12 protein-coding genes are annotated in these 16,503 nt (G+C 63.0%); 4 read left to right on the top strand and 8 right to left on the bottom strand.

Going from position 1 to position 16,503, the window contains the following annotated elements; genetic code table 11:
- Nucleotides 1-2 precede the first annotated feature (2 nt).
- Nucleotides 3-953, top strand: coding sequence for an alpha-E domain-containing protein (locus BLR69_RS05775; RefSeq protein WP_071495662.1), 951 nt, complete (start codon nucleotides 3-5; stop codon nucleotides 951-953).
- Between the two features lie 116 nt (nucleotides 954-1,069).
- Here BLR69_RS05775 and msrA read toward each other — a convergent pair whose 3' ends face one another.
- From msrA to msrB, 3 genes are read right to left on the bottom strand one after another with little or no spacing between them, the layout of a single operon-like run.
- A complete protein-coding gene (gene msrA / locus BLR69_RS05770; protein WP_071495663.1) occupies nucleotides 1,070-1,765 on the bottom strand; it encodes a peptide-methionine (S)-S-oxide reductase MsrA in 696 nt (231 codons plus the stop codon).
- 15 nt (nucleotides 1,766-1,780) lie between these two features.
- Nucleotides 1,781-3,481: a cytochrome c biogenesis protein DipZ gene (locus tag BLR69_RS05765; RefSeq protein ID WP_071495664.1), complete on the bottom strand. Its 1,701-nt coding sequence runs from the start codon at nucleotides 3,479-3,481 to the stop codon at nucleotides 1,781-1,783.
- A 32-nt stretch (nucleotides 3,482-3,513) separates the two neighbouring features.
- Nucleotides 3,514-4,014 carry a peptide-methionine (R)-S-oxide reductase MsrB gene (gene msrB, locus BLR69_RS05760; RefSeq protein WP_071495665.1) on the bottom strand — a complete coding sequence of 167 codons (501 nt, stop codon included), beginning with the start codon at nucleotides 4,012-4,014 and terminating at the stop codon, nucleotides 3,514-3,516.
- A 259-nt stretch (nucleotides 4,015-4,273) separates the two neighbouring features.
- Between msrB and BLR69_RS05755 the strand changes: the two genes are divergently transcribed.
- Together BLR69_RS05755 and BLR69_RS05750 are read left to right on the top strand one after the other, a co-directional pair.
- Nucleotides 4,274-4,984, top strand: coding sequence for a response regulator transcription factor (locus BLR69_RS05755; protein WP_058425926.1), 711 nt, complete (start codon nucleotides 4,274-4,276; stop codon nucleotides 4,982-4,984).
- Nucleotides 4,981-6,447 carry a sensor histidine kinase gene (locus BLR69_RS05750; protein ID WP_071495666.1) on the top strand — a complete coding sequence of 489 codons (1,467 nt, stop codon included), beginning with the start codon at nucleotides 4,981-4,983 and terminating at the stop codon, nucleotides 6,445-6,447. The genes BLR69_RS05755 and BLR69_RS05750 overlap by 4 nt, the downstream gene beginning before the upstream one ends.
- On the opposite strand, the gene BLR69_RS05745 is transcribed toward BLR69_RS05750, so the two are convergent.
- The 3 genes from BLR69_RS05745 to BLR69_RS05735 form a co-directional block, all read right to left on the bottom strand.
- Nucleotides 6,410-7,342 (bottom strand): alpha/beta fold hydrolase, encoded by a 933-nt coding sequence (locus BLR69_RS05745; protein ID WP_071495667.1) that lies wholly within the window; start codon nucleotides 7,340-7,342, stop codon nucleotides 6,410-6,412. The genes BLR69_RS05750 and BLR69_RS05745 overlap by 38 nt on opposite strands.
- A gap of 80 nt (nucleotides 7,343-7,422) precedes the next feature.
- The gene (locus tag BLR69_RS05740; protein WP_071495668.1) at nucleotides 7,423-9,678 is read right to left on the bottom strand and encodes an ATP-dependent DNA helicase; all 2,256 of its coding nucleotides are present in this window, start codon (nucleotides 9,676-9,678) and stop codon (nucleotides 7,423-7,425) included.
- Nucleotides 9,675-11,321: a VRR-NUC domain-containing protein gene (locus BLR69_RS05735; protein WP_071495669.1), complete on the bottom strand. Its 1,647-nt coding sequence runs from the start codon at nucleotides 11,319-11,321 to the stop codon at nucleotides 9,675-9,677. The genes BLR69_RS05740 and BLR69_RS05735 overlap by 4 nt, the downstream gene beginning before the upstream one ends.
- Before the next feature lie 186 nt (nucleotides 11,322-11,507).
- On the opposite strand from BLR69_RS05735, the gene BLR69_RS05730 reads away from it, so the two are divergent.
- Nucleotides 11,508-11,732: a YgdI/YgdR family lipoprotein gene (locus tag BLR69_RS05730; protein ID WP_071488353.1), complete on the top strand. Its 225-nt coding sequence runs from the start codon at nucleotides 11,508-11,510 to the stop codon at nucleotides 11,730-11,732.
- Nucleotides 11,733-11,851: 119 nt separating this feature from the next.
- Here the strand turns inward: BLR69_RS05730 and BLR69_RS05725 are convergent, their stop codons facing one another.
- Together BLR69_RS05725 and BLR69_RS05720 are read right to left on the bottom strand one after the other, a co-directional pair.
- Nucleotides 11,852-13,282, bottom strand: coding sequence for a polyurethane esterase (locus tag BLR69_RS05725; protein WP_071495670.1), 1,431 nt, complete (start codon nucleotides 13,280-13,282; stop codon nucleotides 11,852-11,854).
- An 87-nt stretch (nucleotides 13,283-13,369) separates the two neighbouring features.
- Nucleotides 13,370-16,480, bottom strand: a complete 3,111-nt coding sequence (locus tag BLR69_RS05720; protein ID WP_071495671.1) for an autotransporter serine protease — start codon at nucleotides 16,478-16,480, stop codon at nucleotides 13,370-13,372.
- Between the last annotated feature and the right edge of the window lie 23 nt (nucleotides 16,481-16,503).

The raw sequence follows: 16,503 nt of genomic DNA, 5'->3' as shown, positions 1-16,503 counted from the left end.
GTATGTTGAGTAGAACCGCCGCAGATCTGTACTGGATGTCCCGCTACCTGGAGCGTGCCGAAAACCTGGCGCGCATGCTCGAAGTCAGTTATTCGCTGTCGCTGATGCCCCAGGCCGGGCGCAGCGATGGCCTGGACGAACTGGCCATGTCGCTGCTCAGCAGCGGCACCCTGGACAGCTACCTTGAGCGGCATAAGCAGCTGGACGCCGAGCGCATGCTGCACTTCTTCGCCCTCGACGAAGAAAACCCCGCCAGTATCTACAACTGCCTGCGCGCCGCCCGTGGCAATGCCCACGCCGTACGCGGACGCATCACCGCCGACATGTGGGAAAACCTCAACGCCACCTGGCTGGAAATGCGCAGTATCGCCGCCGGCGGCCTGGCGCGGCATGGCATCAGCCACTTCTGTGATTGGGTCAAGCAGCGTTCGCACCTGTTTCGTGGTGCCACCTCGGGGACGATCATGCGCAATGACGCCTATCGGTTCATTCGCCTGGGCACCTTTGTCGAGCGCGCCGACAACACCCTGCGTTTGCTGGATGCGCGCTACGAGATGTTCGGCGAGGAATCGGAAGAAGTCAGTGATTTGTCGGCACGCGGTTATTACCAGTGGAGCGCCCTGCTCCGCGCGTTGTCGTCGTTCGAGGCGTATACCGAGCTGTACCCGAACGCGCTGAATGCCCGTTCCGTGTCCGAATTACTGCTGTTGCGCAGCGATGTGCCGCGCTCGCTGCATGCGTGCATCGAGGAATTGAGCCATATCCTCGCGGACTTGCCCGGCAGTTATGGACGCACGGCGCAGCGCCTGGCGGCGGAGTTCGAGGCGCGACTGCGGTACACCGGCATCGATGAGATCCTTGAAGACGGCCTGCATAGCCGTCTCACGGAATTTATCGACACCGTGCGCGAGCTGGCGCGGGCGATTCACAGCTCGTACCTGGAGGTCATCTAAAGTCCACTGGGATTAAACAATGTGGGAGGGGGCTTGCCCCCGATAGGAGTGGGTCAGTCAGCCAATTCGTGGACTGATTCACCGCTATCGGGGGCAAGCCCCCTCCCACATTCCGGTTACTGGTGTTTTACCAGCACCGGCTCGGCGCGGTATTGGTCGGGGAAAAGCTTCTTGAGCTGCGCCACCTTCGGCAGATCATTGATCACGATGTAGGGGTAGGACGGGTTCTCGGTGAGGAAGTCCTGATGGTAGGACTCTGCCGGGTAGAACACCTTGCCCATCTCGATTTTAGTGACGATGGGTGTGTCGAAGGACTTGGCCGCATCCAGCTGGGCAATGTAGGCCTGGGCGACTTTTTGCTGTTCGGCGTTCTGCGCAAAGATCGCCGAACGGTACTGGGTGCCGGTGTCAGGGCCCTGGCGGTTGAGTTCGGTGGGGTTGTGGGCCACCGAGAAGTAGATTTGCAGCAATTTGCCGTAGCTGATCTTGCTCGGGTCGTAGGTGACCGATACCGACTCGGCGTGGCCGGTGTTGCCGTCGCTCACGGACTCATACTGCGCCGTGCTTGCCGCGCCGCCATCGTAGCCGGACACGGCGTTTTTCACGCCTTGCACATGTTGGAACACCCCTTGTACGCCCCAGAAACAGCCCCCGGCGAACACAGCGGTTTGCAGGTTGCCGGCTTCGGCTGGCAGGTCCAGGGCGGGTGGCGCGATCACCACCGCGTCGTCGGCCGCGCCGAAGGAAAAGGCCTGGCTTTGGCCGACGAACGCGGCGAAGGCCAACACGGGCAGGTATTTGAATACATTCATGGCAGGCACTCCGGGTTAACCAAAGGTGAAGGCATACGCCGACACGTTGGGGTCAAGGAATTCAATGGTGAAGGTGCGGTCCTGTACGGCGCCCGGCTGACGCACCAGCTGGTACAAACGCTGTTCGGTGACGGTGCCGCTGCCATCCGGTGCGACATCGGTGCCATGGGCATCGCCCGGGGCCTGGCCGTCGAGGGTGACCTTGAAACGCACCGGCTTGCCGTCGGCGCCCGGGCCGAGCACCAGGTGCAGGTCGCGGGCGTGGAAGCGGTAGACGATGCGCCCACCGGACTGGTCAAGGGTGGCTTGCTGGCCGCCAACGTTCCATTGGCCTTGCAGGGTCCAATTATTGAGTGCCAGGGGGCCGGACTTGACGAAGTTTTCGGCGCGCTGCGAACCCAAGTAGGTTTCCGGCGATTGCACCTCGTTCATGTCAGGCACTTGTTGCACGCCCTTGGCATCGGCCTCGATCAAACCGCCCGCGACGTTCTTCGCGCCGGCTTCACGCAACAACTGCTGGATCACCCGCTCCGACTCGGCGTAGTCACCTTCGCCAAAGTGGTGGTAGCGAATCTGGCCCTTGGCGTCGGCAAAATAATGCGCCGGCCAGTACTGGTTGTTGAACGCGCGCCAGATCTTGTAGTTGTTGTCGATGGCCACCGGGTAACTGATGCCCAGGTCCTTCATGGCCTGGGTGACGTTGTTCACGTCGCGCTCAAAGGCGAATTCCGGCGCATGCACGCCGATCACCACCAGGCCCTGGTCGCGGTATTTCTCGGCCCAGGCCTTTACATACGGCAAGGTGCGCAGGCAGTTGATGCAGGAGTAGGTCCAGAAATCCACCAGCACCACCTTGCCCTTGAGTGCTTCGGCGGTCAGTGGCGGGCTGTTGAGCCATTGCACGGCGCCATCGAGGGATGGCAGCGCGCCTTCGATCGGCAAGGTGTCGCTGTGATTGGCGGCCATCATCATCGCACCGCCGGGCTGCGCCGGCTTGGCGCTGAGGCGATCCACCAGGCTTTGTTCCAGGCCACCGGTGGACGCGGTCGACAGCCGCGACAGCACACCTGTGTCGAGGCCCAGCGCAATAGCGGCCACACCGGCCAGCATCAGCGCGCCCAGACCACGGCGCAGCCATTCGCCGGCACCGAGGGACTTTTTCATGAAACCAAAGACTTTACCGCCGACCAGCAACGCCAGCGCGAGGGAGGTGGCAGCACCGGCGGCGTAAGCCAGCAAGAGCAAGGTAGTGCCGATGCTGGCGCCCTGCAGCGCGGCACCGGTGAGCACCAGCCCCAGGATCGGCCCGGCGCACGGCGCCCACAGCAGCCCGGTGGCCACGCCGATCAGGAACGACGCGCCCGGACGCGGCCTGGCATCGGCCCCGGCGGCTTCCGACAAACGACTGCCGGCGGCTACCAGTGGGCGCGTCAGGCGCTCCGAGAGTTGCGGCAACAACAATGTGAGTCCGAACAGGGCAACGCACAGCAACGCGAGCCAGCGCCCGTATTGATTGACTTGCACCACCCAGCCGCCGCCCACCGCCGCCAGCGAGGCCACCAGGGCGAATGTCACCGCCATCCCCGCTAACAGCGGCAAGCCACTGCGCAAAAACGGCTGCCCGGTGCGAGCGAAGACAAAAGGCAGAACAGGCAGGATGCACGGACTGACGATTGTCAGCACGCCGCCCAGGTACGCGAGAACCAGAAGCCACATGGGATGGACCCTTATAAGAAATAGACATCGGCTTACGCCGCCGTGAACGTCATGGCGGCGCCGTTCATGCAGTAGCGCAGGCCGGTGGGTGGCGGGCCGTCATCGAACACGTGCCCCTGGTGGCCGCCACAGCGACGGCAGTGGATTTCCTTGCGCAGCACGCCGTAGGACGTATCGGTACGGCTGGCCACCGCGTTCTCCAGCGGTTGCCAGAAACTCGGCCAGCCGGTGTGGCTGTTGAATTTGGTGGCCGAAGCAAACAGCGGCAGCGCGCAACCGGCACAGGCAAACGTACCGGCACGGTGTTCATCGTTGAGCGCGCTGCTGTAGGGACGTTCGGTGCCCTCCTCGCGCAGGATCGCGTATTGCTCGTCGCTGAGCAGGCTGTGCCATTGCGCGTCGGTGTGGCTGACCTCGAAGGTTTCGGCGGCTTCGGCGTCAGTGACCATATTGAGTTGCTTGAGCAGGCCGCCCGCCAGGACGGCGACACCCAGGCCGCCACTGGCCAGGAGTATTTGTCGGCGTGAGTACATGATGTTCTCCCTCTTTGATCCGCGGCGATCCCTGTAGGAGCGAGCTTGCTCGCGAAGAACGCAAAGGCACCGCGTTCTATCAGGATGCACGCGTTATCGTTGACGACCTTCGCGAGCAAGCTCGCTCCTACAGGATCAGTGGGGAGATGTTGGGCTGTTTACGGTCGCGGAATCCTCACGCAGAGTTAAACAATTCGTGATAACTACACTGTTGCAAAAGCCGCACAATGCGCGAACTACAAGCGAAGGTTTCTCTTACATGGATCAGCCCAAACGTGTCCTGGTGGTCGAGGACGATGCCCATATCGCCGACCTGATCTGCCTGCACCTGCGTGACGAACAGTTCGAGGTGGTGCACAGCGCCGATGGCAACGAAGGCCTGCGCCTGCTGGAGCAAGGCGGCTGGGATGCGCTGATCCTCGACCTGATGCTGCCCGGCGTCGATGGCCTGGAGATCTGCCGGCGCGCCCGCGCCATGACGCGCTACACCCCGATCATCATCACCAGCGCACGCTCCAGCGAACTGCACCGCATCCTCGGCCTGGAGCTGGGCGCGGATGATTACCTGGCCAAGCCGTTTTCCATGCCGGAACTGGTGGCCCGCGTGAAGGCGTTGCTGCGCCGGGTCGACGCCATGGCGCGCAACCTGAAGATGGACGCCGGCAGCCTCGACCTCGGTCAATTGTTCATCAACCCGCTGACCCGCGACGCCACGTTGCAAGGCCAGCGCCTGGACCTCACCCCACGGGAATTCGATCTGCTGTACTTCTTTGCACGCCAGCCGGGCAAAGTGTTCTCGCGCATGGACTTGCTCAACGCGGTGTGGGGCTACAGCCACGAAGGCTATGAACACACGGTCAACACCCACATCAACCGCCTGCGGGCCAAGGTCGAAGCCGACCCGGCCAACCCGGCGCGCATCCTCACGGTGTGGGGCCGTGGCTACAAGTTTGCCGAGAGCCCGCCATGAAGCTCACCCTCACCCAGCGCCTGTCGCTGGTGTTCGCGGTTTTGCTGTTGATCTGCAGCGGCACCTCGGCGTGGCTGCAGGTGCGTTCCAACCACATGCACGAGCTGGAAGTGGTGCAAGGCCTGTCCCGCGATCTCGCGGCGCATATCGCCCGCGACACCCAATTGATGGACGCCGACGGCCTCAAGCCCGACGCCGTGCGCAACCTGTTCAGCCAGTTGATGCTGGTCAACCCCAGCGTCGAGGTGTACCTGCTCGACATCGACGGCCGCGTGGTTGGCAATGCCGCACCCAGTGGCCACCTGCTGCGCGACAAAGTCGACCTTGCGCCCATCCGGCGATTCCTCGCGGGGTTCATGCTGCCGATCCTCGGGGACGACCCGCGCAGCGTCGATGGGCGCAAGGTATTCAGTGCCGCGCCCCTCATGGCCGGCGGTAAGCAGACCGGATTCCTGTATGTGGTGCTGCTCGGTGAAGCTCACGATGAATACGACGCCAAGGACGCTACGGGCATGGCCTTGAAGATTGCCCTGTGGTCCATCGGCTTGGTCGCCCTGCTCTGCCTGATGGCCGGCCTGATCGCATTTGCCTGGATCACCCGGCCGCTGCGTCAACTCACCGACAAGGTTGGCCAGTTCGACATCAATGGCGCGCCCAAACCGGCAGAAACCACCGCACCGCCACTCACCAGCGGCGATGAGATTGCGGTGCTGGACCATGCCTTCATGCAAATGGAAAACCGCCTGGGCGAACAGTGGCGCGCCATCACCCATCAGGACCAGGAACGCCGGGAAATGGTCGCGAATATCTCCCACGACCTGCGCACACCGCTGGCCTCGTTGCATGGCTATCTGGAAACCCTCTCGCTCAAGGATGCCAGCCTCAGCCCCGAAGAACGCCGCCGCTACCTCGGGATTGCCCTGGACCAGAGCCGCAAAGTCGGCGGCCTGGCCCAATCGCTGCTGGAACTGGTGCGCCTGGAACATGGCTTTGTGCAGCCGGTGATCGAAGGTTTTTCATTGCCGGACCTGGTGCAGGACATCTTCCAGAAATTCGAACTCACCGCCGAAGCACGCGGCATCACGCTGACGGCGAGCCTGCCGCCGCAGGTGCCGACGGTGCAGGCAGACCTGGGGTTGATCGAACGGGTGCTGACCAACCTGCTGGACAATGCCCTGAGGCACACACCGGTGAATGGCGAAATCGAGGTCATTCTGTCGCCTCAAGCACACGCGGTAGCGGTCACGGTCAGCGACAGCGGGCCTGGCATCGACGCTGAATTACGCGAAGGCTTGTTCCTGCGCGCATTCACCATTGGTGGCGCCCGGCGCGACGGGGGATTGGGCCTGCGCATCGTGCACCGCATCCTGCAACTGCACGGGCGCAGCATCAGCCTGGTGGACCGCCCTGGCCGAGGGGCGACCTTTACGTTTTGCCTAGAAACCCGAGCATCAGCGCGTTGACCTGTTGCCCCTGCTCGTTCTGGATCCAGTGGCCGCAGTTGGGCAGCACGTGCTGCTCAAGCTGAGGCACTGAGTCCGGCATACGCTTGAGCGTATGCGCCTCGAACACCCCGACCGGGTCGCGGTCGCCGATCAGGAACAGCGTGGGTTGCAGCACCTGCTCGCCTGCCAGGTGTTCCGTGCGTTGCCAGTTGCGCTCGAAGTTGCGATACCAGTTCAACGGGCCGCGAAACCCCTGCTCGGTGAAGGTTTGCACGTAGACGTCGAGGTCTGCCTGGGAGCACCAGTGCGGCAAGGCGCCGGGCGCTGGAACGCCTTCAAGCAACCGGGCATTCGCCGGTTTGCGTTGCAGAAACACATCCTGATCCTGCATGAACAGCCGCAATGTGCGTTCGATATCGGCGTTCAATTCCTGCTCGGCAACGCCGGGTTCCTGGAAATACAGGATGTAGTTGAAACGGTCGGCGTACAGCTCACGCATGATTTCAATCACCGGCCGCCGCGCTCGCCCGGCGAAAGGCACCGACATCGTGATCAGGCGCGTGACCCGTTCGGGTTCGAGCAAGGCCAGGTGCCAGGCGACGACCGCGCCCCAGTCATGGCCGACCATCACCACCTGGGAATGACCAAAGTGGTCCATGGCCTGCTGGATATCGCCGCATAGCGTCAGCACATCGTAAGCGGCCACCTCGGCCGGTGCGCTGGTCTGGCCGTAGCCACGCATTTGCGGGGCAAATACCCGATAGCCCGCCGCCGCCAGCGCGGGAATCTGCTCGCGCCAGGAGTGCCAGCACTCCGGGAAACCGTGCAGCAGCCAGATCGGCGTGCCCTGATCAGGGCCGACAATGTGGACACTCAACTCAATACCGTTGACGCTGATGATCTGCTGGCTCATGGGCATCGCCTTCTTCAAGGTTTTTGCCAGCGTGCGCGATTACCGGCCCAGGCGCCAGCATCATTGATGGCAGGAATAACTCACGCCAGCGCCCACCAGCGCGGCAACAACTTGCGTACCCGGCCCTCGCCAAAACGGTCATCGATCAGCATCACCACGCCACGGTCCTGCTGGCTGCGGATCACCCGGCCCGCCGCCTGCACCACCTTCTGCAGGCCGGGATACAGGTAGGTGTAGTCGTAGCCCGCGCCGAAGATCGCCCCCATGCGCAGTTTCATCTGTTCATTGACCGGGTTCAGTTGCGGCAGCCCGAGGGTGGCAATGAACGCACCGATCAAACGTGCTCCCGGCAGGTCAATGCCCTCGCCAAATGCCCCACCCAGCACGGCAAAGCCGATGCCTTGGCTGTGTTCGGTGAACTGATCGAGGAACGCCTGGCGCTCGGCCTCGGCCATGCCGCGTGACTGCTGCCACAGCACGATCTGCGGATGTCGCTCGGCGAGCAACTGCGCGACCTGTTGCAGGTAATCGAAGCTTGAGAAAAACGCCAGGTAGTTGCCCGGTTGTTGCGTGTACTGGCGCGCAATCAGCTCGACGATAGGCTCCAGCGAAGCGTGGCGATGCACGAAGCGCGTGGAGATTTCGTCGACGATGCGCACCTGCAGCTGCTCGGCCTTGAACGGTGATTCCACATCGACCCACGCCGTATCCGCCGGCAAACCCAGCAAGTCGGCGTAGTAGTGGCGCGGGCTCAGGGTCGCGGAAAACAGCACGCTGCTGCGGGCAGCGGTCAGCCGTGGGCGGATGAATTCGGCGGGCACCACATTGCGCAGGCACAGCGTGGAACTGCTGCGTTTGCCGCCGAGCTGGCGCTTGCTGATGTCGAAAATGAAGTGCTCGTTGAACAGCTCCGCCACCTTGGCAAATTGCAGCACGTCGAAATAGAAGGTTTGCAGGTCGCCGCTGAGGGACTCGGGATGCTCGTTGAAGTATTCGCCCATGGCGCTGGCGCACAGGCTCAGGGCCTGCAGCAGTTTGTCCGGGCGTGCCGCGTAGGCCTGGTACGGCGCCAGCTGGTCCTTGTGCAGCGCGTTCCACTCACGGTTGAGGCGCTGCAAGGGTTTCTTCAACGGCTCAGGGGCGCTGTCACGCAGGGTCTTGAGGTGGTACTGGTCGAGGCTGGCGCTGTACATCGAACGCGCCCGTTCGACCAGGTTGTGCGCCTCGTCCACCAGCACCGCCGCGCGCCATTGGTTGAGCTGGGCCAGGCCGAACAGCATGGCGCCAAAGTCAAAGTAGTAGTTGTAGTCGGCGACCACCAGGTCGGCCCAGCGCGCCATTTCCTGGCTCAGGTAATACGGGCAGACCTGATGGGCCAGGGCCACGTCACGCAGGTTGCGCTGGTCGAGCAGGCGTACCTTGGACGCGGCGATGCGCGCGGCGGGCAAGCGGTCGTAGAAGCCCTTGGCCAATGGGCAGGACTCGCCGTGACAGGCTTTGTCCAGGTGTTCGCAGGCTTTGTCCCGCGCCACCAGTTCCAGCACGCGCAGTGGCAAGCCAGGGCGGCTGGCATACAACACTTGGGCGGCGTCCAGGGCGAGTTTGCGGCCAGGGGTCTTGGCGGTGAGGAAGAACAACGTGTCCAGTTGCTGGGGCGCCAGGGCCTTGAGCAACGGGAAAATCGTGCCGATGGTCTTGCCGATGCCGGTCGGTGCCTGGGCCATCAGGCAGCGGCCGGTGCTGACCGCCTTGTACACCGACTCGGCCAGTGAACGCTGGCCAGGGCGAAAATCCGCATGGGGGAACGCCAGCGCCTGCGCGGCGGCGTTGCGCGCTTCGCGGTGCTGCATTTCCTGCTCGGCCCAGCCGAGGAACAGCGCGCATTGCTGGTTGAAGAACGCTTCAAGGTCGCTGGCGTCGAAGCGTTGATTGAGCAGCGTCTCGCCCTCGCCGACTATATCGAAGTACACCAGCGCCAGGTCGATGTCCGGGAGCGCGAGTTTCTGGCACATCAACCAGCCATACACCTTGACCTGAGCCCAGTGCAATTGCCGATGGTTGGCGGGCTGCGCATCGAGGTCACCACGATAGGTCTTCACTTCTTCCAGGCGATTGGCGTCCGGGTCATAGCCATCCGCCCTGCCCCGCACCGTGAGCTGCTGGTATTGACCCTCCAGCGCCACTTCATGCTGGTAGTGCTGGCTGCGCCGCGACGCCACGGTGCGGTGGCCGGCAATGCCTTCCTGGGCGCTCGGCGACGGCGTGAAGCGCAGGTCGAGGTCACCGACCTTGGCCGTGAATTCGCAAAGCGCCCGCACCGCCACGGTGTAACTCAAGCGGGTTGTGCCCAGCGCACATAGCAGACCGTCACCGGCATCTGGTACTCACCGCAGAACTCCAGCCAGCGCAGCTGGTTGTCTTGCAGGCGATCGCCGGGGCCTTTCACCTCGATCATGCGGTAGGTCTTTTGCGCGGGCCAGAACTGGATCAGGTCGGGCATGCCGGCGCGGTTGGCGCGGATGTCCAGCAGCAGCCGCTCGAACCAGTAGCGCAGGTGCTCGGCGGGCAAACAGGCCAGGGCTTGTTCCAACAGTTCTTCGCTGAGCAGGTTCCAGAACACGAAGGGCGACTGGACACCCCATTTGTCGCGGTAGCGTTGGCGGATAGTGGTTTTGTAGCGCTCGTCCTGCAACTGCTCGAAACACGCGGCGAACAGCGGCGCACGGCGCTGGTGAAAATCCTCGCTGTGCAAGTCTGCGGGGCCGCGCTGGAACGGGTGGAAAAACGAACCCGGCAGCGGCGCGAAGATCGCCTCCCAGCACAGCAGGCCGAACAGCGAATTGATCAGGCCGTTTTCCACGTAGTGCACCGGCCCATCCGGCTCGCTGAGGTGCGCCTGCACGCAGTACTCCACCGACATCAACGGTTCCGGCAGCGTGAGGGCCAGGTCCAGGCGCGTGACCGGCCGTGGCTTGACCTTGGGCAATGCCGGCTCGCCCAGTTTGCGGCGCAGGCGTGGGATAACACGCAGCAAGTGCTGCTGTTCGGCGGCGCTTTCCGGGGCCTGTTGGGCGACGTTCGCCAGGGCCATGGCTTGGGTGTAGTCCTCCTGGCGTTCCAGCACGCGGATCAGCCGTGAGCGGGTACCGGGGTAGGCGCAATTCCGGTAAATCCGCTCCGCCAGGGCCAGCTCGGCAATGCGCTCGCAATATTGACCCATCTGGAACAGCAACTTGGCGCGGCGTTTTTCCAGCCAGGGGTTATCGGTGTCCAGCGTGGCAATCCCGGCCAGCACGTCTTCCAGCGGCTCACCGGCCTCGTACGCCTGCTGGCATTGGTGCAGGAACAGATACCCCTGCACATCGTCACGGTGGCGCAAACCCCGGGATTCGGCGCAGAACTCGACTTTTTCATAGGTGTAGATGCCAAGGTCGGCCAACACGAACTCGGACCAGTCCTGATGCAGGTTGCCGAAGAACATCAGGCGCAGACGGTCGCAGAGTTCCATTACGGTGAGACTGAACAACCTGTCGGCCAGGTCGGGGCACCAGGTGGCAAAGCTGCGGCTGTCCGTGAATTGCGCCGACAGCCCTTCCAGCCAATCGGTTTTCTTGCCTTTGGGCTGGTCGATCCAGGGCTTGAAAGCGGCCAGGATTTCACCTTTTTGCAGCACGGCGAACAGCTCTTCAAAGGCCAGTAGGTACTGATCGTCCACCCAACCCAGTGCCATCAGCGGCCCGGCAGCGGCATGGGGGCAACCAATCTCCAGGTAATTGAGCTTGCCCGCACGAAAGTGCACGCCCTTGCGCATCACCATGCGCACCAAAAGCGCCTGGGACGCCTGCGGCAACCTGTCAAATTGCTGAATAAAAAGCTGTTCGTCCCTTTCGAGCAAATCGGCATAGCGCTGCCCCAGCCAGAGCAGCACTTGGCGGAAGTTATGCAGGTAATACAGGGGGTCGTCGAGGGGATTGGCCATTTCATGCGCTGATCTAATACTGGTTATGCATACAGAGTGCCGCTCCAAATGCGGTGTTGCAATCGGTAATAGATAAATGGCGCCTGCAACTTTTTGTATAAAAGCGATCAGATGGGAGAATCGATGGCGTAACATTTGTCGCCCGCCGCCTCTGGCGCGGGACTTTTCAAAGTCAAGGTAAGGGTTATGAACATGAAGAATTTGGGTCTGCCACTGGTTGCACTCACTTTTCTGGTATTGGCCGGTTGCGCGACGCAAACCGTAGTGACACTGCAAAATGGCACGCAGTATTTGACCAAGGACACCCCAAACGCCAAGACCGCCGATGGCTTCTACGAATTCACCGACATCGCCGGCAAGCGCATCCGAGTCAAAGCCGCTGATGTCGCGACGGTCATCAAAGAAAAATAACAATGAAAAGCCCCGCACTGCGGGGCTTTTTTTGCGTTATCGCCGTTCGTTACCGATATTTAACCGATACCACAGGCCGTCTGGAGGGGGGTGGCTGGCGGGGGCCTCATTGGCATTGATCAACCGATGCTCACACCGTCCGCCCAGAGGCCGCCATGCCCGATGCCGACCAGGGTCACCGAGTCGGCGCCAAAGGTGAGCACCGTATCCGCGCCGACCACTTTTGCATGGTCACGCAGGTCGGTGCTGCCCTCCACGTCCTTGAACACCAGCTTGTCCGTGGGTTGATAGCCGATCACCCGATCGCTGCCGAAGTGGCCGCTGAACAGAAAGGTGTTGTGCCCACTGTTATCGCGGATCGTGTCATTGCCCCTCCCCCCCTCGATAAAGTCCGCACCCTTGCCGCCCTGGATCAGGTCATTGCCGTCGCTGCCGATGATGAAGGTATTGCCTTTGTGCGGTTCGGCATTACGGTTGAGGTCCTGCACCCAGGTGTTGGCCCGCGCCGGGTCGGACAGGTTGGCGACGATCACCGTGGAATCGCGGGTCATCTGCTCGTAGAAGCCCGATTCGAGGATACGCGTCATGCCATCGCCATAGCCGGTGGGCAGGTGCGAGATCCAGGTCGGCAGGTTGACGATGGAAAACGGCATCACATTCCATAGCGTCGACGCATAGTGGTCGTTGAAGCTGACGATATTGTCGGTGGTCGACTCATGGGGTTTGTCGTGCACGCCCAGGGACGACAGGTTGAAGGAAGAGCCATCCAGCGCCCGGAATACCGGGTCGTTTTCGTAGCCGATATTGAGCACCTTGTCGCCGGCACTCTGGGTCGGCGAGGCATAGGCCACGTAGTTGGCATCCTTGTAGAACCCGGCCCATTGGTTGTTGCTCAGGTCGGCCATGCTGTTGACGGCCAAGCCGCCCAGGCTATGCCCACTGACCACCACATCCTTGCCGCTCAGGCCATGGGCGCTGGCGTAGTCGGCGACATTCTTAAGCAAGCCGCCGAAGGCTTCGCCGGCGTAGTTCTTCGCGTAATCCTTTGGCCCCAGGGCTGCGAGCAAGTCGCTGACCAGGTCGCCGATGGAATCGCTGATCAAGGTTTCCCGTGGGCCGGAGGTGCCGCGAAAACCGATGCCGATTTCCAGCAGCTTGCCGGCGTCATCGTACTTGCCCAGCACCTCGACCTGGGCCGTGGTGTAGCCGGCCTTTTCGCCGAAGAACGTACCTCGCGCATCGACCTTGCCACCGTAGCCCAGGGCGCTGGCGCTGATCGGCGTCCAACCGGCCTTTTGCACTGCTTCCAGGGCGGCTTTTTCCGAATCCGGGTTCCACGGAATGCCGGGGATAACGCCTTGTGAATCGGTGCTGCCGAGCAACGCCCCGACCAGCGTGGCCGGTAGGCCCAGCCCCAGGCCGTTGTGCTGGTAACCCACGGCAAAGCCGTTATCCAGGTTGTGATAGGTGTACAACGTGATCGCCATCGCATCGGCGAACAACGCCTTGGAGCCCTCGGTGCCGAGGTTTTTATAGTCAAAGATACCCATGGGAAGTGCCTCTCTGTTGTTGGAGTTGTCGAGAAAGCCAAACCTGCGGGTGCCGGTGTGCCGGCGCCCGCAAAGGTCGCTAAACCATCAGAATGCCCAGTCCAGGCTCAAGCCCACGCCATGGACTTTTTCTTTGCTGGCCAGCAGGCCGTTGTAGTCAAGGTTCACTCGCGCCTCCTTGCTCAGCGCCAGGCTCACCCGCGCCCCGACCAGCGCCGCATCACGCACCACCGGCGCACTTTCCACCGCAAACGCCGGACCGCCCGAGGCAAACGCCAGGCGTTGCTCGGAGTCGCTGCTGCTGAGGTTGTGCTGCCAGCCCAGGGTGCCGGACACCGCCAGTTGCTGGTGGTCATTCACATTGAAGGTTTTCAAGGCACGCATACCCAAGGTGCTCAGCACCAGGTCACGGCTGTCGTCGCGACTTTTCAGCGCGGCCGCGTCACCTTTTTCGGTAACGCCATCGCTGTCCAGGTGCACGTAGGCCAGGTTGGCGAACGGCTCCAGGGCCAGCGGTTGCAGGTTGAGCCGGTAGGCCGCTTCGGTGAACACCTGGGTGCTGCGGGCATCAACCTTGGCCTTCTGCTTGCCTGAAACCTCGCCGTATTGCAGGTCACGTTTCACGTCTGCGCGGTGCCAGCTGTAGGCCGCACCGCCGCTCAGGCGCCAGGCGCCGATCTCATGCCCGGCATAGGCGCCGAAATGGTAGCTGTCGACCGAAGCACGGGAATGCGTGCCGCTGCCCATGTTGAGTGACGTGTCGCTGTAACCCGCGACCAGACCGATGCGTGTGGACTCGTCGAGTGCACCGTCGACCCCGGCGAGCATGCCGCCGATGGACGTGGTGTAGCCGGCCGTATCGCTGCGGCTGTCGGTCTTGCCCCAGGCGCCCAGGGCCTTCACCCACACGTTGCCACGGCTGTCGAGCGTCTCGCTGGGCGCGCCCATCTCGCCATTGCGCAAGCGCTCGCCCACGGCTTCACGCACATAGCGGCTGTCATTGACCAAGGCCGTTTCCAGGGCCGGGTAGATTTCCCCCGACAGCTGCTGGAAAGCTCCTTGCGCCGATGCCGCGTTCGGCGCCAACAGCAGGCTTTCATACACGGCGTTGCCCGCGCCCAATTGCTCAGCGGCGCCGGCCACGGCGCGCTGGTTGTCCGTGGCGCCCACGCTGGCAAAACTGTTGGCGTTACGCGCCACGTCCAGTTGCACGCCGTTGGCCGCGTAGTTCAGGTTGCCGCCAAGGAACAGGTAGTTGGGCAGCACCGCGCCAAAACTGCCGGTAATGCCACCGGCGGCTTGCAGGATGTTGTACTGGCGCCCGATCAGGCTTTGCGCCTGGGCACCGCTGAGCAGTGTCGGGCTGTTTTCCAGCGCGAGGGTCACCGTGCCGCCGTTCAAGGTGGCAGTGCCTCCCGCCACAATGCGATCGCTGTTGGTGGGCGACAGCTCCACGGCATAGGTCGACCCGGGCTCAAAGGTGACGTCCCCGGCTACGTTCAGCGTGCCGATGGAATTGCCCGGCGCTACGGTGCCGCCGTTTTTCGCCAACAGCGAACCGATGCGCCCGCTCCCGCCAACCACCCCGCTCTGGCTGACGGTGACGTTCGAAATGACCGAGCCGTTGATGGCCAGCAGGCCCTGGTTGACCAGCGTCGGGCCGCTGTAGGTGCTGGAGCCGGTGAGCACCAAGGTGCCAACACCTTGTTTGGTCAAGCCGCCGTGTCCGCCGATGTCATTGCTCCACACATCCAGCCCGCAATGCACATCGTTGCACAGCCGCTGCGTCGGCTTGCCGGCATCGACCACCGCACCCACGCCCGGCAAATCCGCGACAAACTGGCCGCTGCCATAGGCGCCGTCGATGCGAAACTCGGCCGGGATGTCCTCGGCCGTGACAAACATGCCCGGGCCATTGATCGCCTTGCCCAGGTTGATCATGCCCCAGCCGTACAGCGCGTCGATGCCCGGTGCGCCGAGGTCGGTGGCGGTGGTTTTGAGCAGCGTCGAGATCTGGTCGCCGCTCATGTACGCAAAACGCTGCATCAGCACGGCCGCGCTACCGGCCACATGGGGCGCAGCCATGGAGGTGCCGTTGAAGTTGGCGTAGTCGGTGGTGAGGTTGTCCAGGTTGGTGCCATTGATGACGGAACTGTAGATCCGGGTGCCGGGGGCCGACACGCAGAAGCTCGCCGCGTAGCCGCAACGCGAGGAAAACGTACTGATCACATACGGGTCGGCGCTGGCAGTGTCCGGGTTCTGTTGCAAGGCCGCGACGGACAGCCAGTTGGGCGCAATCTCGGGCACAAAGTACGCCAGCCCGGAAATCGCGTCCGGGTTGTTGCGGTTGTAGTCGTTGCCGGCGGCAAAGATCGTCAGCACGCCGCTGCGCGCCGCGTCGATCGCGCCCTGGTAGGCGCCCCCGGCGAGCGTACCGAGGATCGGCCGGATGTTATTGAACTGCGCCTGCGCTTCATTGACCGTGAAATTCGGGAACGCCGGGTCGCGTCCGCCCTGGGCGTATGGGTCGCCGATGCCGATGCCCCAACTGTTGTTGATGATCCGCGCGCCGCTGGCGACCAACGCGTCCCAACCGGCTTTGTACACTGCACCGTCGTTACCGAGGATGATGCCGTCTTCCGGGCCCGGGTCGCCGTTCTCGGCGCTGATGATTTGCGCATCGAAGGCCACGCCATGCATCGGCCCGCCATCGCGATTGCCCGCGGCGATACCGCCGACATGGGTGCCGTGGTTGCCCAGCTTGCCGTTGGAGCCCAGCGACGGCGTGCCGTCATAACGAAACGCATCGCCGGCCTTCACCGGGATATACGGGTCGGTGTACTGGCGGATGCCCTCAGTGACAATCGTCACCACTTTGCCGGGGCTGGCGAACTCCGGGTGCTGGGCGTACACCGGCTGGTCGAAGATCCCCAGCTTGACGCCCTTGCCGGTGTAGCCCGCGGCATACGCGGCGTCGGCATGTACGGCGCCCAGGCCCCAGTCGGCCTTGAATTCAGTGCTGCGCCAGCTGGCGGCGTCGCCCAGCTTGCCGGTTTCCACATAGGGTGCGGCCTGAGCGGTTCCCAGGCTTGCCAGGCAGCACAGCAACGCACCGTATGGCGCGCTGCGGGTGGCGTTGAGCGGGTAGCCCAAGGCGGTGTGGATGGCGGTTGTTAACCCTGACTTGCGTTTGTTCACGCTGACCTTCCTTAGTTTTCTTA

The sequence above is a fragment of the Pseudomonas azotoformans genome, assembly GCF_900103345.1.
Lineage (GTDB): Bacteria > Pseudomonadota > Gammaproteobacteria > Pseudomonadales > Pseudomonadaceae > Aquipseudomonas > Aquipseudomonas azotoformans.
Note: the sequence above shows the minus strand (reverse complement) of the source record. Positions and strands in the feature narration are given on the sequence as shown.

Coding starts and splice junctions, on each gene's coding strand:
- BLR69_RS05745 (WP_071495667.1), bottom strand. CDS start 7,342: ATGAGCCAGCAGATCATCAGCGTCAACGGTATTGAGTTGAGTGTCCAC.
- msrB (WP_071495665.1), bottom strand. CDS start 4,014: ATGTACTCACGCCGACAAATACTCCTGGCCAGTGGCGGCCTGGGTGTC.
- BLR69_RS05775 (WP_071495662.1), top strand. CDS start 3: ATGTTGAGTAGAACCGCCGCAGATCTGTACTGGATGTCCCGCTACCTG.
- BLR69_RS05730 (WP_071488353.1), top strand. CDS start 11,508: ATGAACATGAAGAATTTGGGTCTGCCACTGGTTGCACTCACTTTTCTG.
- BLR69_RS05750 (WP_071495666.1), top strand. CDS start 4,981: ATGAAGCTCACCCTCACCCAGCGCCTGTCGCTGGTGTTCGCGGTTTTG.
- BLR69_RS05735 (WP_071495669.1), bottom strand. CDS start 11,321: ATGGCCAATCCCCTCGACGACCCCCTGTATTACCTGCATAACTTCCGC.
- msrA (WP_071495663.1), bottom strand. CDS start 1,765: ATGAATGTATTCAAATACCTGCCCGTGTTGGCCTTCGCCGCGTTCGTC.
- BLR69_RS05725 (WP_071495670.1), bottom strand. CDS start 13,282: ATGGGTATCTTTGACTATAAAAACCTCGGCACCGAGGGCTCCAAGGCG.
- BLR69_RS05765 (WP_071495664.1), bottom strand. CDS start 3,481: ATGTGGCTTCTGGTTCTCGCGTACCTGGGCGGCGTGCTGACAATCGTC.
- BLR69_RS05755 (WP_058425926.1), top strand. CDS start 4,274: ATGGATCAGCCCAAACGTGTCCTGGTGGTCGAGGACGATGCCCATATC.